This window comes from Paenibacillus sp. J31R34 (assembly GCF_059383715.1).
In genome coordinates this window covers 187,732-202,407 of sequence record NZ_JBXENU010000011.1, presented here as the reverse complement: position 1 = coordinate 202,407, position 14,676 = coordinate 187,732, and the positions used below count along the sequence as shown (strand labels likewise).

The window sequence follows — 14,676 nt, the reverse complement described above, 5'->3', positions numbered from 1 at the left end:
CAGCGGCGACATTGGAAGCACCTGTACAATCCGCCTCCCTTAGCAAAATCGATTTCCGCAAAAAGCTCGTGCAATACACACTGGAGAAAAAGCAGCTGACGAACGTCGTGGCCAGAGTAGGCATCGTGCTGGATATTTCCGGCTCTATGCTGACGCTGTATAAAAACGGCACCGTTCAGGAAGTCGTGGAGCGGATTTTGGCTGTTGCCTGCAAGTTCGATGACAACGGCACGCTCGACGTGTGGGTGTATGATAATGAATACAGCCGTTTGCCGTCGGTAACGGAGCGCGATTTTGGACAATATGTCGATAAGCATATTCTAAACAATGACCGCATTCATAAGTTTGGGCGCAATAATGAACCCCCGGTGATGGAGGATGTGATTCGCAAATATACGGTGGAGGAAAATGATCCTACACCTGTGTTCATCATTTTTATTAACGATGGCGGGGTAGTGAAGTCGATTAAGCATACGATTACCCGCTCGGCGGTGCAGCCGATTTTCTGGCAGTTTGTCGGCATTGGAAACTCCAATTTTGAAGTATTAAAGCGGCTGGATACGATGGAGGGGAGAATCGTAGATAATGCGAGCTTTTTCCATTTGGACGATATTGCGGCAGTGTCGGATGAGGAGTTGTATGATCAACTGCTGAATGAGTTTCCGATGTGGATAAAAGCAGCGAAGGAACAACGCATTATTCGGTCATAAAATAAAGAAAGCCTGCTCTGAAACGAAGCAGCAGCTCCAGCCACTGCTGGTGGCTGGAGCTGCTGTAGAAAATAAAGTTTTAGGAAGGCTGCTTTATCTAATTCTCTTTAGGCTTCAGATTTGACTCAGGGGTTATCTGGTATAAATAAATATTTTCATGATTCTCTAAAGTGATTAAAGAGCTGTTTTGTTGAGTTATCATTAACCGTTAGCATAATCCTTTCTCAGCTACTGACGGAATTCTGCTTCAACTTCATCACTTGCAGCCTTCAATTCCATACCTTTTTTCCAGATTAAAATATCCTCGTCGGACGTTCTAAAATAAATAGCTTCGATATTTGCATCATCACCATATTTCTCTTTATAAACAAGTCTTACATGTTCGAAGGTCCCGTAAAAATTGAGAAATCTATCAGATTCCACCTTTATTTTGACGATAGGACGAAGAGGAATTAAATAAAAAATTCCATTCTCGTCCATTTCATATTTAATGCGGTTTAAGCTATAACCATCTGTAATTTTTGCATGGTAGACAATTCTGGAATTCGATAATTGGCTGACCTCGGAAATTTCAATCACATCAGCCGATACTTTCATAAACTCCCATTGAAATAGACCCACATAACTCCCAAATAGCAGTGAAGCAGTTAGTAGCCCTAAGATGAAAACTTTTACTTTGGATCGTCTCCAAAGAACTGCCATTACTTTAATTGCTGCAGCCTCGTCATTATTTTTTATAACGTCTTCCTTCGGCAGGTTAATAGTTTTCTTGATTTTATCCAGTTCAAACTGGCAGTTCTGACATTGTGCAAGATGCTCCTCAACCAACCTGGTGCTTTCAACGCTGCATACCTCATCATAATACAAGGGGAGCAAATCTTTAATAGTTTCACATGAAATTTCCCTCATAGTCCTAATCCTCCTGTAACAGGTCTTGTATTTTTCGTTTGGCTCGATGAAATGTAACTCTTGACCAACTTTCTGTTTTCTCGAATATTTGGCTAATCTGTGCAAAAGTCAATTCGCCAAACACCCTTAATGTAAAAACTTCTTTAAAAGGCTCCTCTAAACGATGTAATGCTTTATGAAGTCGGAGGGTCTCTTCCTTACTAAGCATCAATTCTTCTATATTACACACACTTGCAACTGCAGCTGTATCATGAGCCGCGAACCGCCTTTGTTTCTCCGAATAAGAAAAGTATGTATTTTTAGCGATTTGGCAAAGCCAAACATTGATTTTACAATTGCCTTTAAATTGATTAATGCTGCTTAATGCCTTAAAGAAGGTTTCTTGTGTTATCTCTTCAGCAATTGCCTTATCTCTGCAAAGCGAAAAGACAAATCTATATACATCCTTGAAATATTGATTATATATATTCTCAAAGCTGGTCAAATTCTCACCTCCTTTAGAAATAAGACTTGTCTAAGGGCGATTCGTTACAAAATTTATAAAAAATAAATAAGCCTATAACCTGTCTGTTTGATCTTGCTTAAACGTTCTAAAATACTTTTAATGATTAATTTAAGCGCATGCGCTTGTAGCATTTAGTTGAAGTACATAATATATCATGTCGTTTAATAGAACTACACTAGGGTAAGTAGTATTGTTTTGTGAACAACCAGCAAGTAGAAATAAGACCCCACAAAATATAGAAATAATAATTCTTTGACGCCAAGCGACACCGAATAAGCACTTTGAGCAGTCCTATGAAATTCCAGCGCTGTTCAAGAATAGCAATAATTCTTCTAGTATGCCATACTCAGGTTCATGATTAGCCTCCTCAGTTTAACCTCCTTTTTCATATATTTTACAAGGGTGTCCTTTGACTATTTTTAAGAGGATCTGTCACTTTGATTCTGTAAGAAAAATAGAGTTGTAGGGAGGGCGTCAAGCTAGGGGGTGTTGTTCAGGATATGTTCGTTCCTCAGGGCAGTCAGCGGCGAGCTCAAAATAACCGATTTCTATATGAAAATATATCCATTTTATATAGTGCTTGGCTTATATTTTATGTGCTAAAATGAAAGCGTATACATTTGGAAGGGAGTGGTTGCTCATCCATATTTATATGTTAAGTGTTTGTGTTATATCATTCCAATTGAGGAGGGTATTCATTTGATCAAACATTCAATGCGCAAGCTGGGCACGCTGGCCCTAGCGATCACAGTTGTAGCCGGCACCGCAATAATCGGAAACCCGCTGCAGGCGCAAGCTGCACCAAGTGAAGCGTACACGTGGAAAAATGTAGTGACTGGCGGGGGCGGAGGCTTCGTCCCAGGATTTGTTTTTAATAAAAAGGAGCCCGGGCTGCTCTATGCACGTACGGATATAGGCGGTGCGTATCGTTACAACGCGTCGACAGGCAGCTGGAAAGCGCTGCTGGACCACGTGGGCTGGGACGAGTGGAATAAGACTGGCGTGGACGCGCTGGCAACCGACCCGGTCGATCCGAATCGCCTATATATTGCGGCTGGCACCTATACGAATAATTGGGACCCGCATAACGGCTATATTATGCGCTCCACGGATAAAGGAGACACCTGGCAGGAAACGCAGCTGCCTTTCAAGATTGGCGGCAATATGCCAGGGCGATCCATGGGCGAGCGGCTGATGGTTGACCCGAATAAAAACAATATTCTTTATTTTGGCGCACGCAGCGGCAATGGCCTGTGGAAAAGTACAGACTATGGTGTGACGTGGAGCAAGGTAACGGCGTTTCCGAATCCAGGCAATTTTGTCGAGGATCCCACTTATGAATACACGGCGGATATTATGGGGCTCGCCTGGATCACCTTTGACGAATCGACGGGCTCGCCTGGAACGGCGACGCAAACGATTTATGTCGGTGTAGCGGATACAGCGAGCAGTATCTATCGTAGTACGAATGGCGGAGCTACCTGGTCTGCCGTTGCAGGACAGCCGACAGGCTATTTGCCGCATCATGGCGAGCTGGATTCGAATGGGCAGCTGTATGTTACATATAGCAACGGTACAGGCCCATATAACGGCTCGAAGGGCGATGTATGGAGGCTGAATACAGCAACTGGCGTGTGGACAAACATTAGCCCTGTACCATCAAGCAGTGCGGACAATTATTTCGGCTATGGGGGACTTGCGGTGGATGCTCAGAACCCGGGCACACTGATCGTCGCAACGCTAAATTCATGGTACCCGGACGCAAACCTTTATCGCAGTACGGATAGCGGCGCAACGTGGAAGCCGATTTGGCAGTATAGCGGTTACCCGAACCGCGACTTCTCGTACACACAGGATATTTCGGCTGCTCCATGGCTCGATTGGGGCGTAAATCCTTCGCCGCCGGAAGTATCACCGAAGCTCGGCTGGATGATTGGCGATATCGAAATCGATCCTTTCAACTCTGACCGCATGCTTTACGGCACAGGCGCAACGGTGTACGGCACGACGAACTTGACGGCTTGGGATAGCGGCGGCAAAGTGGCTTTGTCTGTTATGGCCAAGGGCATTGAGGAAACGAATGTAAATACGCTGCTTAGCCCACCGACTGGTGCTCATCTTCTTAGCGGGGTATTTGATGTATCAGGCTTCCGCCACGATGATTTAACCGTATCGCCTGCCAAAATGTTCATAAATCCAAGCAGCACGACGGATATGGATTTTGCCGAGCTGAATGCCGGATTCATTGCGCGAGTTGGAAAGGCAGACAAGGCGAAATATCCTAATGAAAAATCGATTGCTCTGTCCTACGATGGCGGAACGAACTGGTATAGCCCGAATGCAGAGCCCTCTGCAACAACGGGTGGCGGCTTCATAGCGGTTGCGGCTGACAACAGCTCGCTCGTATGGAGCACATCCGATGTCGGCGTTTATTATTCCAAAACGACAGGCAACTCATGGACAGCGAGCACAGGCATTCCAGCTGGCGCAAAAGTTGTTTCAGACCGCGTCAACAAAAACAAGTTTTATGCGGCTGCGGCAGGCAAGTTCTATGTAAGCACCGACGGTGGCGTGACGTTCACGATGTCTGCAGCAGCAGGGCTTCCAGCAGAAGGAAATATAAAATTTAAAGCGCTTCCAGGCGTGGAAGGCGATATTTGGCTCGCTGGCGGCAACGAGGCGAGCGGTGTATACGGGTTGTGGCATTCGACGAACTCGGGCGCATCGTTTACGAAGCTTAGCAACGTCGAGGAAGCAGATGTCGTTGGCTTCGGAATGGCAGCGCCAGGCCAGACGTATCCTGCGCTATATGTATCGGCGCAAATCGATCAAGTCAGAGGATTTTTCCGCTCCGATAATGGCGGGGCAAATTGGGTGAGAATTAATGATGACCAGCATCAATATGCGTTTACAGGCGAAACGATCACGGGCGATCCGCGCATCTTCGGACGCGTATATATCGGCACGAATGGCCGCGGAATCATCTATGGCGATACGGTGAATGGCCCAACGCCGACACCAACGCCAACGGCGACACCGAAACCAACGCCGACACCGACGCCAACAGCGACGCCGACGCCGACGCCAACGGCGACACCAACGCCGACACCGACGCCAACAGCGACGCCGACGCCAACGGCGACACCAACGCCAACGGCGACACCGACGCCAACAGCGACGCCGTCTCCGGCAGGCAGCTTTAAAGTGCAGCTGTTTAATGGTGGAACATCGGCAACAGCGAACACGCTTAATCCGAAAATCAAGCTGGTCAATACAGGCACAAGCTCACTGAATCTGGCTGATGTGACGCTTCGTTATTATTACACGATTGACGGAGAGCAAGCCCAAAGCTTCTGGTGCGACTGGTCGACCGTTGGCAGCGCCAACGTCCATGCTTCCTTCGTCAAGCTGCCGACGGCTGTAACGGGAGCAGACTACTACGTTGAAATTAGCTTTGCCAGCGCAGCGGGGTCTGTCGCGGCAGGCCAAAGCATCGAGCTGCAAACGCGGATTTCGAAAAACAATTGGAGCAACTACACCCAGACCGGCGATTATTCATTCAATTCCAGTGCGACAAGCTACGTAGACTGGGACAAAGCTACCGGCTATGCAGCGGGCAGCCTGCAATGGGGCGTAGAGCCATCTTAATTTGAAGAAGAGCAAAAGCTCATGCGCCGGATCGTAAGGTGCATGAGCTTTTTGTACGGGTGCTGCCGCTATTTTTGGTCACCAAAGTGATAGCAAAGAGGTAACCATTCGACTAGTTTCGAGGCGATACCCTGCTCAATAATAGAAGGATAGCAATTCCATTTCAGATCACAAAAATCCAAAAGGAGGCTATAACGTATGAAGCAGCAGCTTAAACGATTCATGATTTTTTCACTGGCGCTAGCCATGGTGTGCGGGTGGACAACGGCCGATACGAAGGCCAGCGCCGCAGATAGCGATGCTTTCGTTAAGACAGCAGGAAGCAAGTTTCAGCTGGATGGCGAAGACTTTTATTTTGCAGGAACGAATAATTATTATTTCCACTATAAGTCGCAAAAAATGGTCGATGACGTGTTTGCCGATATGGTGGCGATGAATCTCAAGGTGATCCGGATTTGGGGCTTCCATAATGGACAGCCGCAGGACAATGCCGTCCTGCAGCCAACTCCCGGCGTGTATGATGAATCGGGCTTTACCAAGCTCGATTATGCAATCTATAAGGCAGGACAGTCGGGCGTTAAGCTGGTTATTCCATTTGTGAACAACTGGGATGATTTTGGCGGCATGAATCAATACGTTGCGTGGTTTAATGCCGGCTCGCATGATGCTTTTTATACGAATGCTTCTATTAAACAAGCTTATAAAAACTATGTAAACTATATGCTAAACCGGGTGAACACGTACACAGGCATTAAATATAAAGATGATCCAGCCATAATGGCATGGGAGCTGGCGAATGAGCCGCGTGCCCAATCCGACACAACCGGCAACAAGCTTGTTAATTGGGCAGATGAGATGAGCACCTACGTCAAATCACTTGATGCGAATCATTTGGTCGCTGTAGGCGATGAAGGCTTTTATAACATTCCGGGGCATTCGGACTGGATGTATGGCGGCGGGGAAGGCGTTGATTGGGAAAGGCTGATTGCGCTGCCGAATATTGATTATGGCACGTTCCACCTATATCCGGATCATTGGAACCGTACAGCGCAGTGGGGCACGCAGTGGATTATTGACCATATCGAGGACGGCAATGCGGCGCAGAAGCCAGTCGTGCTGGAGGAATTCGGCTATCAAAATCAAGCGACCCGCAATCAGGTTTATGCCGCGTGGCTTGGTGCCGTTGAGCAATATGGCGGTGCGGGCAGCCAGTTTTGGATTTTAACCGGCATTCAGGATGATGATACGCTGTATCCTGATTATGATGGCTTCCGGGTCGTATATCCAAGCGCGACGGCTACGCTGCTGACTAATCACGCCAATGTGATGAATGCCAAGTCGGGCAGCGGCGGATCCGGGCCGATACCGACAGTGCCGACGGCGCCGCAAGGCGTAACGGCAACAGCGGGAAATGGCCAGGCGGCGCTTTCCTGGCAGGCGGTCAGCGGAGCGACAAGCTATAACATTAAGCGCGCAGCTTCAAGCGCGGGCCCCTTCGCGATAGTAGGCACGACAAGCAGCAACAGCTATGTGGATACGGGGCTGGTCAATGGAACGACTTACTACTACACGGTTAGCGCGGTGAACAGCGTGGGCGAATCCGTGAATTCCTTGCAGGCAAGCGCAGCGCCAACCCTTCCGAGTACGGGAACGGGCGAGCTTAAGGTTCAATACAAGAACGGCGATTCTGCCGCTTTGGACAATCAATTAAAGCCGCAAATTCGCATTGTTAATTCGGGGACAACGGCTGTGCCGCTTCATGAGCTCACCATTCGCTATTGGTATTCTTCAGATGGGTCGCAACCGCAAACCTTTGATTGTGACTATGCGACAGTTGGCTGCTCCAATCTTAGCAGCAGCATTGCTGCGTCAGGCAAGACGAGCGCAAATGCCGACACTTATTTGGAAATAAGCTTCGGCACGGGTGCTGGAAATATCACTGCTGGCGGCCATACGGGGGATATGCAGACGCGTATTCATAAGAACGATTGGACCAACTATATCGAGACCAATGATTACTCGTACAATGCGGCGAATACGGCCTTTGCTGATGCCAGCCGCGTCACCTTGTATCGCAGCGGAGTACTTGTATGGGGAGAGGAGCCGTCGTAAAAGCAACTTAGCCGACTACTCTCATCTTGGTACTTTAAGCAGGTGAGAGTAGCGGACTACGTTGTGTAGTTCGGTAAAGCATTTAGCCTGATATTTTACTTTATTGTTTTTGGGTATTGCAATAGCAAATGTAGTTGTCAAATGTATGTTAACAAAAGGTTTTCAAATTCCCTTCATATGCGAACGTATTTTCAAAAATAATAGTAGAAGGATACTCATCGAAGAGTGTTTTTAAATAAACTATTTCCTTCTAATGAATTTATTATATAGGAATAAAATAATTAAAATAACAAATATTTAAAAGACAACTATCCACGAAACTCCTGATATCATCTTTAAAAACCCTTCTAAACCCATTTTTACACCTCCATATATAATATATTCTATAATATGAGAATTTAGAGCGACCTTGGTATATTGATATTTAACCATTAGTCGTTTCGTTGGTCAAACATTTCAGGTTAATGATCTAAAATGATTTGAAAAGAAAGTGTAAAATATGATGTGTAAATAGAATAAATGAAAACTTCTTCTAGTGGAGTTGCTACGCACATCAATCCGAAAACCGAGGACTTCCTTATGTAGCATCTACTGGTTAAATCATATACACAAAATCCTTGGCGCTACCTTTGAAAATCATTTTAAATTGAAGAATCTGAAACAGTAAATTATTATTGAATTAACAAAAATTCTTTTGTCAATAAATCAAAACTAAATTTTTTATGTTAAATATTTATTGAAAATCAATAATTCATTCCGAATTTTAATTGAATTAGTTGGTCGGGCGTAGCATTAAACAAAATAAGTTTGTTCTTACCATGATAGACTAAGCACAGCCGGAGAAGAGAATAAAAGTTTGGAGAAGCTTGTTGCATAACAAGCTCTCAAAAATCTGCATATGTAATATATAGAAATAGAACTATCTATTTTTAATTACTATAGGAGTAGAATGTAAGGCATATTGCTTATTTAGCTTTTTTAATGAGGTTAAAAGCTAAAGCATAACAAGCAGGTAGTTTGCCGTATGTGCAAATTCATGGAAATGGTTCATCTCCAGTACAAAATCAGCATCAAGTTATTTTAAGTGAAAAACGAATAAACAAGCAGCAACCCCAGTCGTAGGATCAATGCTGAGTGTTTATGAATCAGTGTAGAGAAGCGAAAATTCTTTTGAGGTACGATTGTTCACAGGCTGATCTGTTCGATTTTCAGTCTTCAATTGATTCAGGATTACAACCGTGTTCGCTCATGTGTAGGTAATCATAAGTAGGATTTTCAGTAAGCATTAAGGTAATATAGCTGAAATATGTTCAGAAAAGGTTCAGAATAGAAGTTATAATAGAAGATAGAAACGATAACGATAGCTTGCATGAATAAGCAGTGCCTGGTGAGTGCGACTCAGCAGGCTTTTACATCGTATAGACGATACATAAGAGACATCGTAACGCTGCGGGGAGAGACTATGAATGCTTAATCGAAAGAACATGGGCATGTTCCTGATGATAATAGGAATTTTGGGCACAATTTTCGCGCTTATTTTCCAAAATGTTGCAGATAAACAGGATGTGCGTGCTGTAAATGGCGTGTTGGACTTGAGTAACTGGAGTTTTGTAGAAAAGGGGGCAGTGAAGCTGGATGGCGAGTGGGAGTTTTATCCTGGCCAGCTGCTGACTCCAAAAGATTTTGTCATAGCTAGCCAGATGCCGCAGGAGCAGGCTCCACCGAGCAAGCTGGTGAACGTGCCAGGTAAATGGAATGATTATTTGTCTGGAGAAGGAAGTAGGGCGGGCATTGGCTACGGCACTTATCGCTTGAAAATTCAGCTTCCCAGCCATTTGCGAGAAATATATGGGGTTTATACCTCAAACATTCGCATGGCCAATCGCATTTATTTAAACAATCAAATGATTGGCGCCAGTGGTGCCCCAGCTGCAAATGAGTACGATGGCGTTCAGAACAATGTGCCTTATATTGGTCTTGGCACCGTTGCGGGCGATTCGGTCGAGCTCATTGTGCAGGTGGCAAACTACAGCTATGCTACAGGCGGCATTATTTATTCCATTACCTTCGGAGAGCAGCACACCATTATCAAAAACCGTGAGATGGATATTTTGCTAGGGGTGCTGACGATTGCCGGATTTTTGATTCCAGGCTTATTTTGCTTGCTGTTATATGCGCTTAGAAAACAGGAGAAGGGGCTGATGTTTCTCGGGCTTTTTTGCCTCTCTTCCATGATTTTTATGATGACCCAAGGGGAACGGCTCATTTCCCAGCTGCTTCCTGATCTGCCGTATTCCTTCGTGCTGAAGCTGCAGCCAATCTCATCGGTGTTTGTGTATTATTTTTTATTATGCATCGTGAATGAAATGCTGCCCGGCATCGTTCATACCAAAGTGATGCGGTTCTTGAAATGGTTTGCGGGCATCACCATTTTGCTGGAGCTCATTGCGACGCCATTATTTATATCGAAGCTGGAAGTATTAATTATGGCTCAAGGCTTGTTGATGATCGTTTATTATATTTATGTCATTATCCGCGGGGTAGGACGCAAAGCATATACGGATCCCTACTGGTTTTTAAGTCTTCAGAGCATCGTCATGATGATGCTTGCTTCCATGATGCGGGCCTACGGATTTTTGGAAAGCACCATGCTCATTTCCTTCGAAATGCTGCTGTTTGTGTTCGCCCACGCGGGCTTGTTCGCGAAACGCTTTACGAAATCAATTCGCGAGGTGGAGCAGCTGTCAGAGAAGCTGCTGACGCTTGATGGGCTCAAGGATGAATTTATGACGATGACCTCGCACGAGCTGAGGACGCCGCTGCACGGCATTATTAATATGGCCGCCTCCATGCTGGAAGGCGCTGCCGGGCCGCTGAACAATACGAAGCAGGCGGAGCATTTATCGATGATTGTCTCGACCGGCAAGCAGCTGTCCGCCCTTATTCAGGATATTTTGGAATTCGCGGAGCTGCGGGGCGGTGTGATGAAGCTGGCGAAGCGAAAAATTTATTTTCAGCCTGTGCTTCATGCGGTCGTAGAGGTTGTGGAGCATCTGCTCATTGACAAGCAGGTGCAGATTCAGCAGCGGCTGCCCGCCAATTTGCCTTTGCTGGATGCGGATGAGGATCGGCTGCGGCAAATTTTGTACAACTTGCTGGGCAATGCAGCGAAGGCGACCATTCAAGGGAAAATTACAATTAGTGCGGTGACGCAGGCAAATAAGGTGAGGGTGGACATTTCGGATACGGGAATGGGCATGTCGCCTGAGCAGCTGGAAACGATTTTTCTTTCTGAACGTAAAGCAAAGGCTGCACTGGCGGGTTTTCAAGGCTCGGGCTTCGGACTGCGCATTACGAAGCAGCTTGTGGAGCTGGGTGGGGGAACCATTAGCGTCCATTCTATTGTAGGAAAAGGGACTACGTTCAGCTTTACAATACCCATTGCACAAGGGCAGCAAACAGACGAGGCTGATATCCCCTATCAGGAGCAGGCCGCCGCAATCGAGCTTACGGCTATGCTGAATATACCGCCGCCCGCTGCTGAATTCCGCGTACTCGTCGTTGACGATGATCCGATTAATTTGCAGGTGCTTATTAATTTGCTTTCCATCGAACGCTGCGAGGTAACGGCGGTAAGAAGCGGGGATGAAGCGCTTGAAGAGGCGCTTGCTGCTCCGGCCAAATATGATTTGGTCATTACGGACTGGATGATGCCGAAAATGTCGGGCATTGAGCTTTGCCGCAAAATCCGTGAGCGCTTCCTGCTGTCTGAGCTGCCGGTGCTGCTGCTCACGGCCAGAACGAAGCCAGAGGACATTAAGCTCGGCTTTGAGGCAGGGGTCAACGATTATATTGGCAAGCCCGTTGATGCAGGCGAGCTGCGTGCCCGGGTTCAAACGCTGCTGGCACTCCGCAAGTCGGTTAAGCTGGCCGTACAGGCGGAAATGGCATTTTTACAGGCGCAAATCAAACCCCATTTTTTATATAATGCCTTGAATACGATTATAGCGATTTGTCCGGTAGATCCGTATAAAGCAATGGAGCTGCTGATTGAGTTAAGCCAGTTTTTGCGCAGCAGCTTTGATTTCCATAATCGCGATAAAATGACGACGATCGAACGTGAGCTGGAGCTGGTTAAGTCCTATTTGACGCTGGAAAAGGCGCGTTTTGATGAAAGGCTTAAAATTGAATACGAAATTAGCTGCGATGAGCTTGCGCTTATACCTCCGCTGACTATTCAGCCGATTGTGGAAAATGCGGTTAATCACGGCGTCATGAAAAAAGAAGAAGGCGGCACCATTAAGCTGAAAATTTCTGAAGTGGATAACTGTATTATGGTTCTTGTAGAGGACGATGGTGTAGGCTTTTCCCCTGAACGATTATCGCAGGTGCTTTCGGACAAAGGGACGGGACGCGTAGGCTTGAGCAACATTCATCAAAGGCTGGTTAATTTGTACGGCAGCGGTTTGGTCATTGATGGACAGCGGCAGCACGGAGCGGAGGTAAGCTTCCGCTATCCAAAAGAGCTGCGAGCAGGCACGTATAGCGAAGTATGAAAGGGAGTCGATGGCGATGAGAGTCATTTTAATTGATGATGAAAAGCCGGCGCTCGCTCACATTGAATGGTTGTTCGAGCGGGACGGACGCTTACAGGTGGCAGCAAAATTCACCTCGGCCAGAGATGGCATACAGGATGTGCGGAACACGCCCGCCCAGATCGTCTTTTTGGATATTAATATGCCGGGGCTGAATGGGCTTGAGGCGGCGGAGCATATCCGCAGCATTAACCCGGATATCCGTATCGTATACATAACGGCCTATTCGGAATATGCGATTGAAGCGTTTGAGCACAATGCGCTCGATTATTTGCTGAAGCCCGTACATCCTGAGCGGTTTAAGAAGACGATTACCCGCATTATGGAGGATTACAGTCGGGGCAAGCCGGAGAATCAGCCGCTGCCTGGCAGGCAGGTGCTCTGCTTCAAGCGGCTGGCGTTTCATGACGATGGAAAAACGAATACGAGCCTCCGGCTGCGGACGCTGAAAGCGCAGGAGCTGTTTGCTTTTTTACTGCATTATAAAGATCAATGGGTCGCCAAGCAGCAGCTTCTGGACACGCTATGGCCCGATTCGGATTATGAGAAAGCGATGATGCTGCTCCATACGTCCGTCTATCAAATTCGCAAGCTGATGAAAGATTGGAAAGTAGAGGCGCACGTTGAGTTTGCGCTTGACAGCTATCGTCTGACGAGCAATGGATTAAAGCTGGATGTCGAGCAGTTTGAGCTGGGAGTTGCCGCGATTCGCACAATTGATACGGAGCAGCAGCGTATTGCGGCGGAGCAGACGCTCAGCCTTTATGCTGGGGACTATTTTGAAGAGCATGATTTTCTATGGGCTCGGCAGCGCAGGGATGAGCTTAGAGCGAAATATGTGCGGTTTGTTCGCAGTCTTATCCACTATGAGATGAACGCTGGGCATGAGCAGGATGCGCTTAAGAGACTGCTGCTGCTGCATGAGCAGGAGCCTTACTCGGATGAGCTGTGCCGGCAGGTTTTAAAGCTGTTTGGCCAACTGGGCGAACAGGAGGCACTTGTCCTCTATTATGACGATTTTGCACGATTGCTTCTCGAAGACTTAAATTGTGAGCCGGAGCCAGAGACGAAGCATGTGATAAAACAGCTTAAAGGCGCTATATAAAATAAAATAAATTTAAATAAAATAAAATGGCGGTTCAGCTGGCTTTGCCTTTCTTTTTGCGAATGGCTGAGCGGCTGGGCCGCTTTTTTGAAATTTATACTAGGATGTACTAGGATGTGCATGCAAACGTGGAGCCCTTCCTGCTGCTCCATGCTTAGTACCTATTCTAGGCCAATCTAGGCAAATCTCCTCTGACCATTCAAGGCTTAAGGAGCTACAGCATGCGAGTGTTGCTGAGCACAGTTACTGAGACCACAGTTGCAGAGAGCACTGTGGCTGATACTACAGTTGTTGAGAATATTGTTGCTGAGATCACGCAGCCTTGGAAGCTCGTTCCTTTTTTGGCGGACTGAGGTTCCGCTATTCTGGCTTTTAAATCCATTTCGGGCCTTAAGCGGACAGGAGATTCGCTATTGCCTTCATAATCCTCTCAAAATGACGATGGGCAGCGCATTAGCGGCTCCTGAGTCCGCAGCCGGTGCCAATACCAGTGATTCGGTTGAAATAGCGGCTGCTGTGTCCACCAAGCTGTGTCCACCAAGCTGTGTCCACCAAGTCTACCTTTGTGTCTTCGTACAAGGAGCAAGCCCCAGAAAAGAGCAGCAAGAAGTTACCGTTTGGTAAGCAGGTTCACATTTTCCATATTGATGGGTTGTGCCATTTCCTGTAGGTAGAGGGAAGACGTTTGAACGCTGACTTCTACCGGAATCCAGCTCGCTTGCGTATGCATACACACCGTAGAATGAGTTTGAAACGGGTACAATACAGATAAAAACGCCGATACGTTTAGATAAAATGTCTAGTTTTTACTCAAACAGCTCTGTTTTTTGGCGTGGTTTATTTCGGAAAATTCCCTATAATTGGAGAAGTATTCACCATACAGGCAGGGGTACCGAGTGTGTTTTAAAATATAAGCATGTATAAGTATCACCCTTATAATGGGCTTATATTTCACCCTCGAAACGGTAGCTTTGCCGCCAGAGGATGGCATCTGCCGTTTACACTTGGCAGATTTGCCTATTTTGGAAAGCGCTTTATTTCTGCGGGGGAGATGATGGACCCTCAGGAGAAAGACGGAGTACAAACCTAATT

At 46.6% G+C, this 14,676-nt stretch carries 8 protein-coding genes and 1 pseudogene; 6 read left to right on the top strand and 3 right to left on the bottom strand.

Annotation, left to right across the window (positions count from 1 at the left end; translation table 11 throughout):
• The first annotated feature begins 47 nt into the window (after positions 1–47).
• Positions 48–710: a vWA domain-containing protein gene (locus AC50YG_RS26555; RefSeq protein ID WP_494831332.1), complete on the top strand. Its 663-nt coding sequence runs from the start codon at positions 48–50 to the stop codon at positions 708–710.
• A gap of 228 nt (positions 711–938) precedes the next feature.
• Here the strand turns inward: AC50YG_RS26555 and AC50YG_RS26550 are convergent, their stop codons facing one another.
• Both AC50YG_RS26550 and AC50YG_RS26545 read right to left on the bottom strand, forming a co-directional pair.
• Complete coding sequence (locus AC50YG_RS26550; protein ID WP_494831257.1) at positions 939–1,619, bottom strand: zf-HC2 domain-containing protein; 681 nt, start codon at positions 1,617–1,619, stop codon at positions 939–941.
• A 4-nt stretch (positions 1,620–1,623) separates the two neighbouring features.
• A complete protein-coding gene (locus tag AC50YG_RS26545; RefSeq protein ID WP_494831255.1) occupies positions 1,624–2,103 on the bottom strand; it encodes an RNA polymerase sigma factor in 480 nt (159 codons plus the stop codon).
• Positions 2,104–2,826: 723 nt separating this feature from the next.
• Between AC50YG_RS26545 and AC50YG_RS26540 the strand changes: the two genes are divergently transcribed.
• The 5 genes and pseudogenes from AC50YG_RS26540 to AC50YG_RS26520 all read left to right on the top strand — a co-directional run bounded on the left by AC50YG_RS26540 (position 2,827) and on the right by AC50YG_RS26520 (position 13,584).
• Complete coding sequence (locus AC50YG_RS26540; RefSeq protein ID WP_494831330.1) at positions 2,827–5,772, top strand: cellulose binding domain-containing protein; 2,946 nt, start codon at positions 2,827–2,829, stop codon at positions 5,770–5,772.
• Between the two features lie 246 nt (positions 5,773–6,018).
• Positions 6,019–7,113 (top strand): annotated as a pseudogene (locus AC50YG_RS26535) (glycoside hydrolase 5 family protein); the annotation flags it as partial.
• Entirely contained in the window at positions 7,099–7,884 is a 786-nt protein-coding gene (locus AC50YG_RS26530) for a cellulose binding domain-containing protein (RefSeq protein WP_494831328.1), read from the top strand. The pseudogene AC50YG_RS26535 and the gene AC50YG_RS26530, both read left to right, overlap by 15 nt.
• A 1,466-nt stretch (positions 7,885–9,350) precedes the next feature.
• Positions 9,351–12,440, top strand: coding sequence for a hybrid sensor histidine kinase/response regulator (locus AC50YG_RS26525; RefSeq protein ID WP_494831253.1), 3,090 nt, complete (start codon positions 9,351–9,353; stop codon positions 12,438–12,440).
• 16 nt (positions 12,441–12,456) lie between these two features.
• Complete coding sequence (locus tag AC50YG_RS26520) at positions 12,457–13,584, top strand: response regulator (RefSeq protein ID WP_494831251.1); 1,128 nt, start codon at positions 12,457–12,459, stop codon at positions 13,582–13,584.
• Positions 13,585–14,037: 453 nt separating this feature from the next.
• Here the strand turns inward: AC50YG_RS26520 and AC50YG_RS26515 are convergent, their stop codons facing one another.
• The gene (locus AC50YG_RS26515) at positions 14,038–14,163 is read right to left on the bottom strand and encodes a hypothetical protein (RefSeq protein WP_494831249.1); all 126 of its coding nucleotides are present in this window, start codon (positions 14,161–14,163) and stop codon (positions 14,038–14,040) included.
• Between the last annotated feature and the right edge of the window lie 513 nt (positions 14,164–14,676).

Excerpts from the sequence above, each read along its gene's own strand:
- AC50YG_RS26550 (WP_494831257.1), bottom strand. The coding sequence starts at position 1,619 with ATGAGGGAAATTTCATGTGAAACTATTAAAGATTTGCTCCCCTTGTAT.
- AC50YG_RS26530 (WP_494831328.1), top strand. The coding sequence starts at position 7,099 with ATGAATGCCAAGTCGGGCAGCGGCGGATCCGGGCCGATACCGACAGTG.
- AC50YG_RS26520 (WP_494831251.1), top strand. The coding sequence starts at position 12,457 with ATGAGAGTCATTTTAATTGATGATGAAAAGCCGGCGCTCGCTCACATT.
- AC50YG_RS26525 (WP_494831253.1), top strand. The coding sequence starts at position 9,351 with ATGCTTAATCGAAAGAACATGGGCATGTTCCTGATGATAATAGGAATT.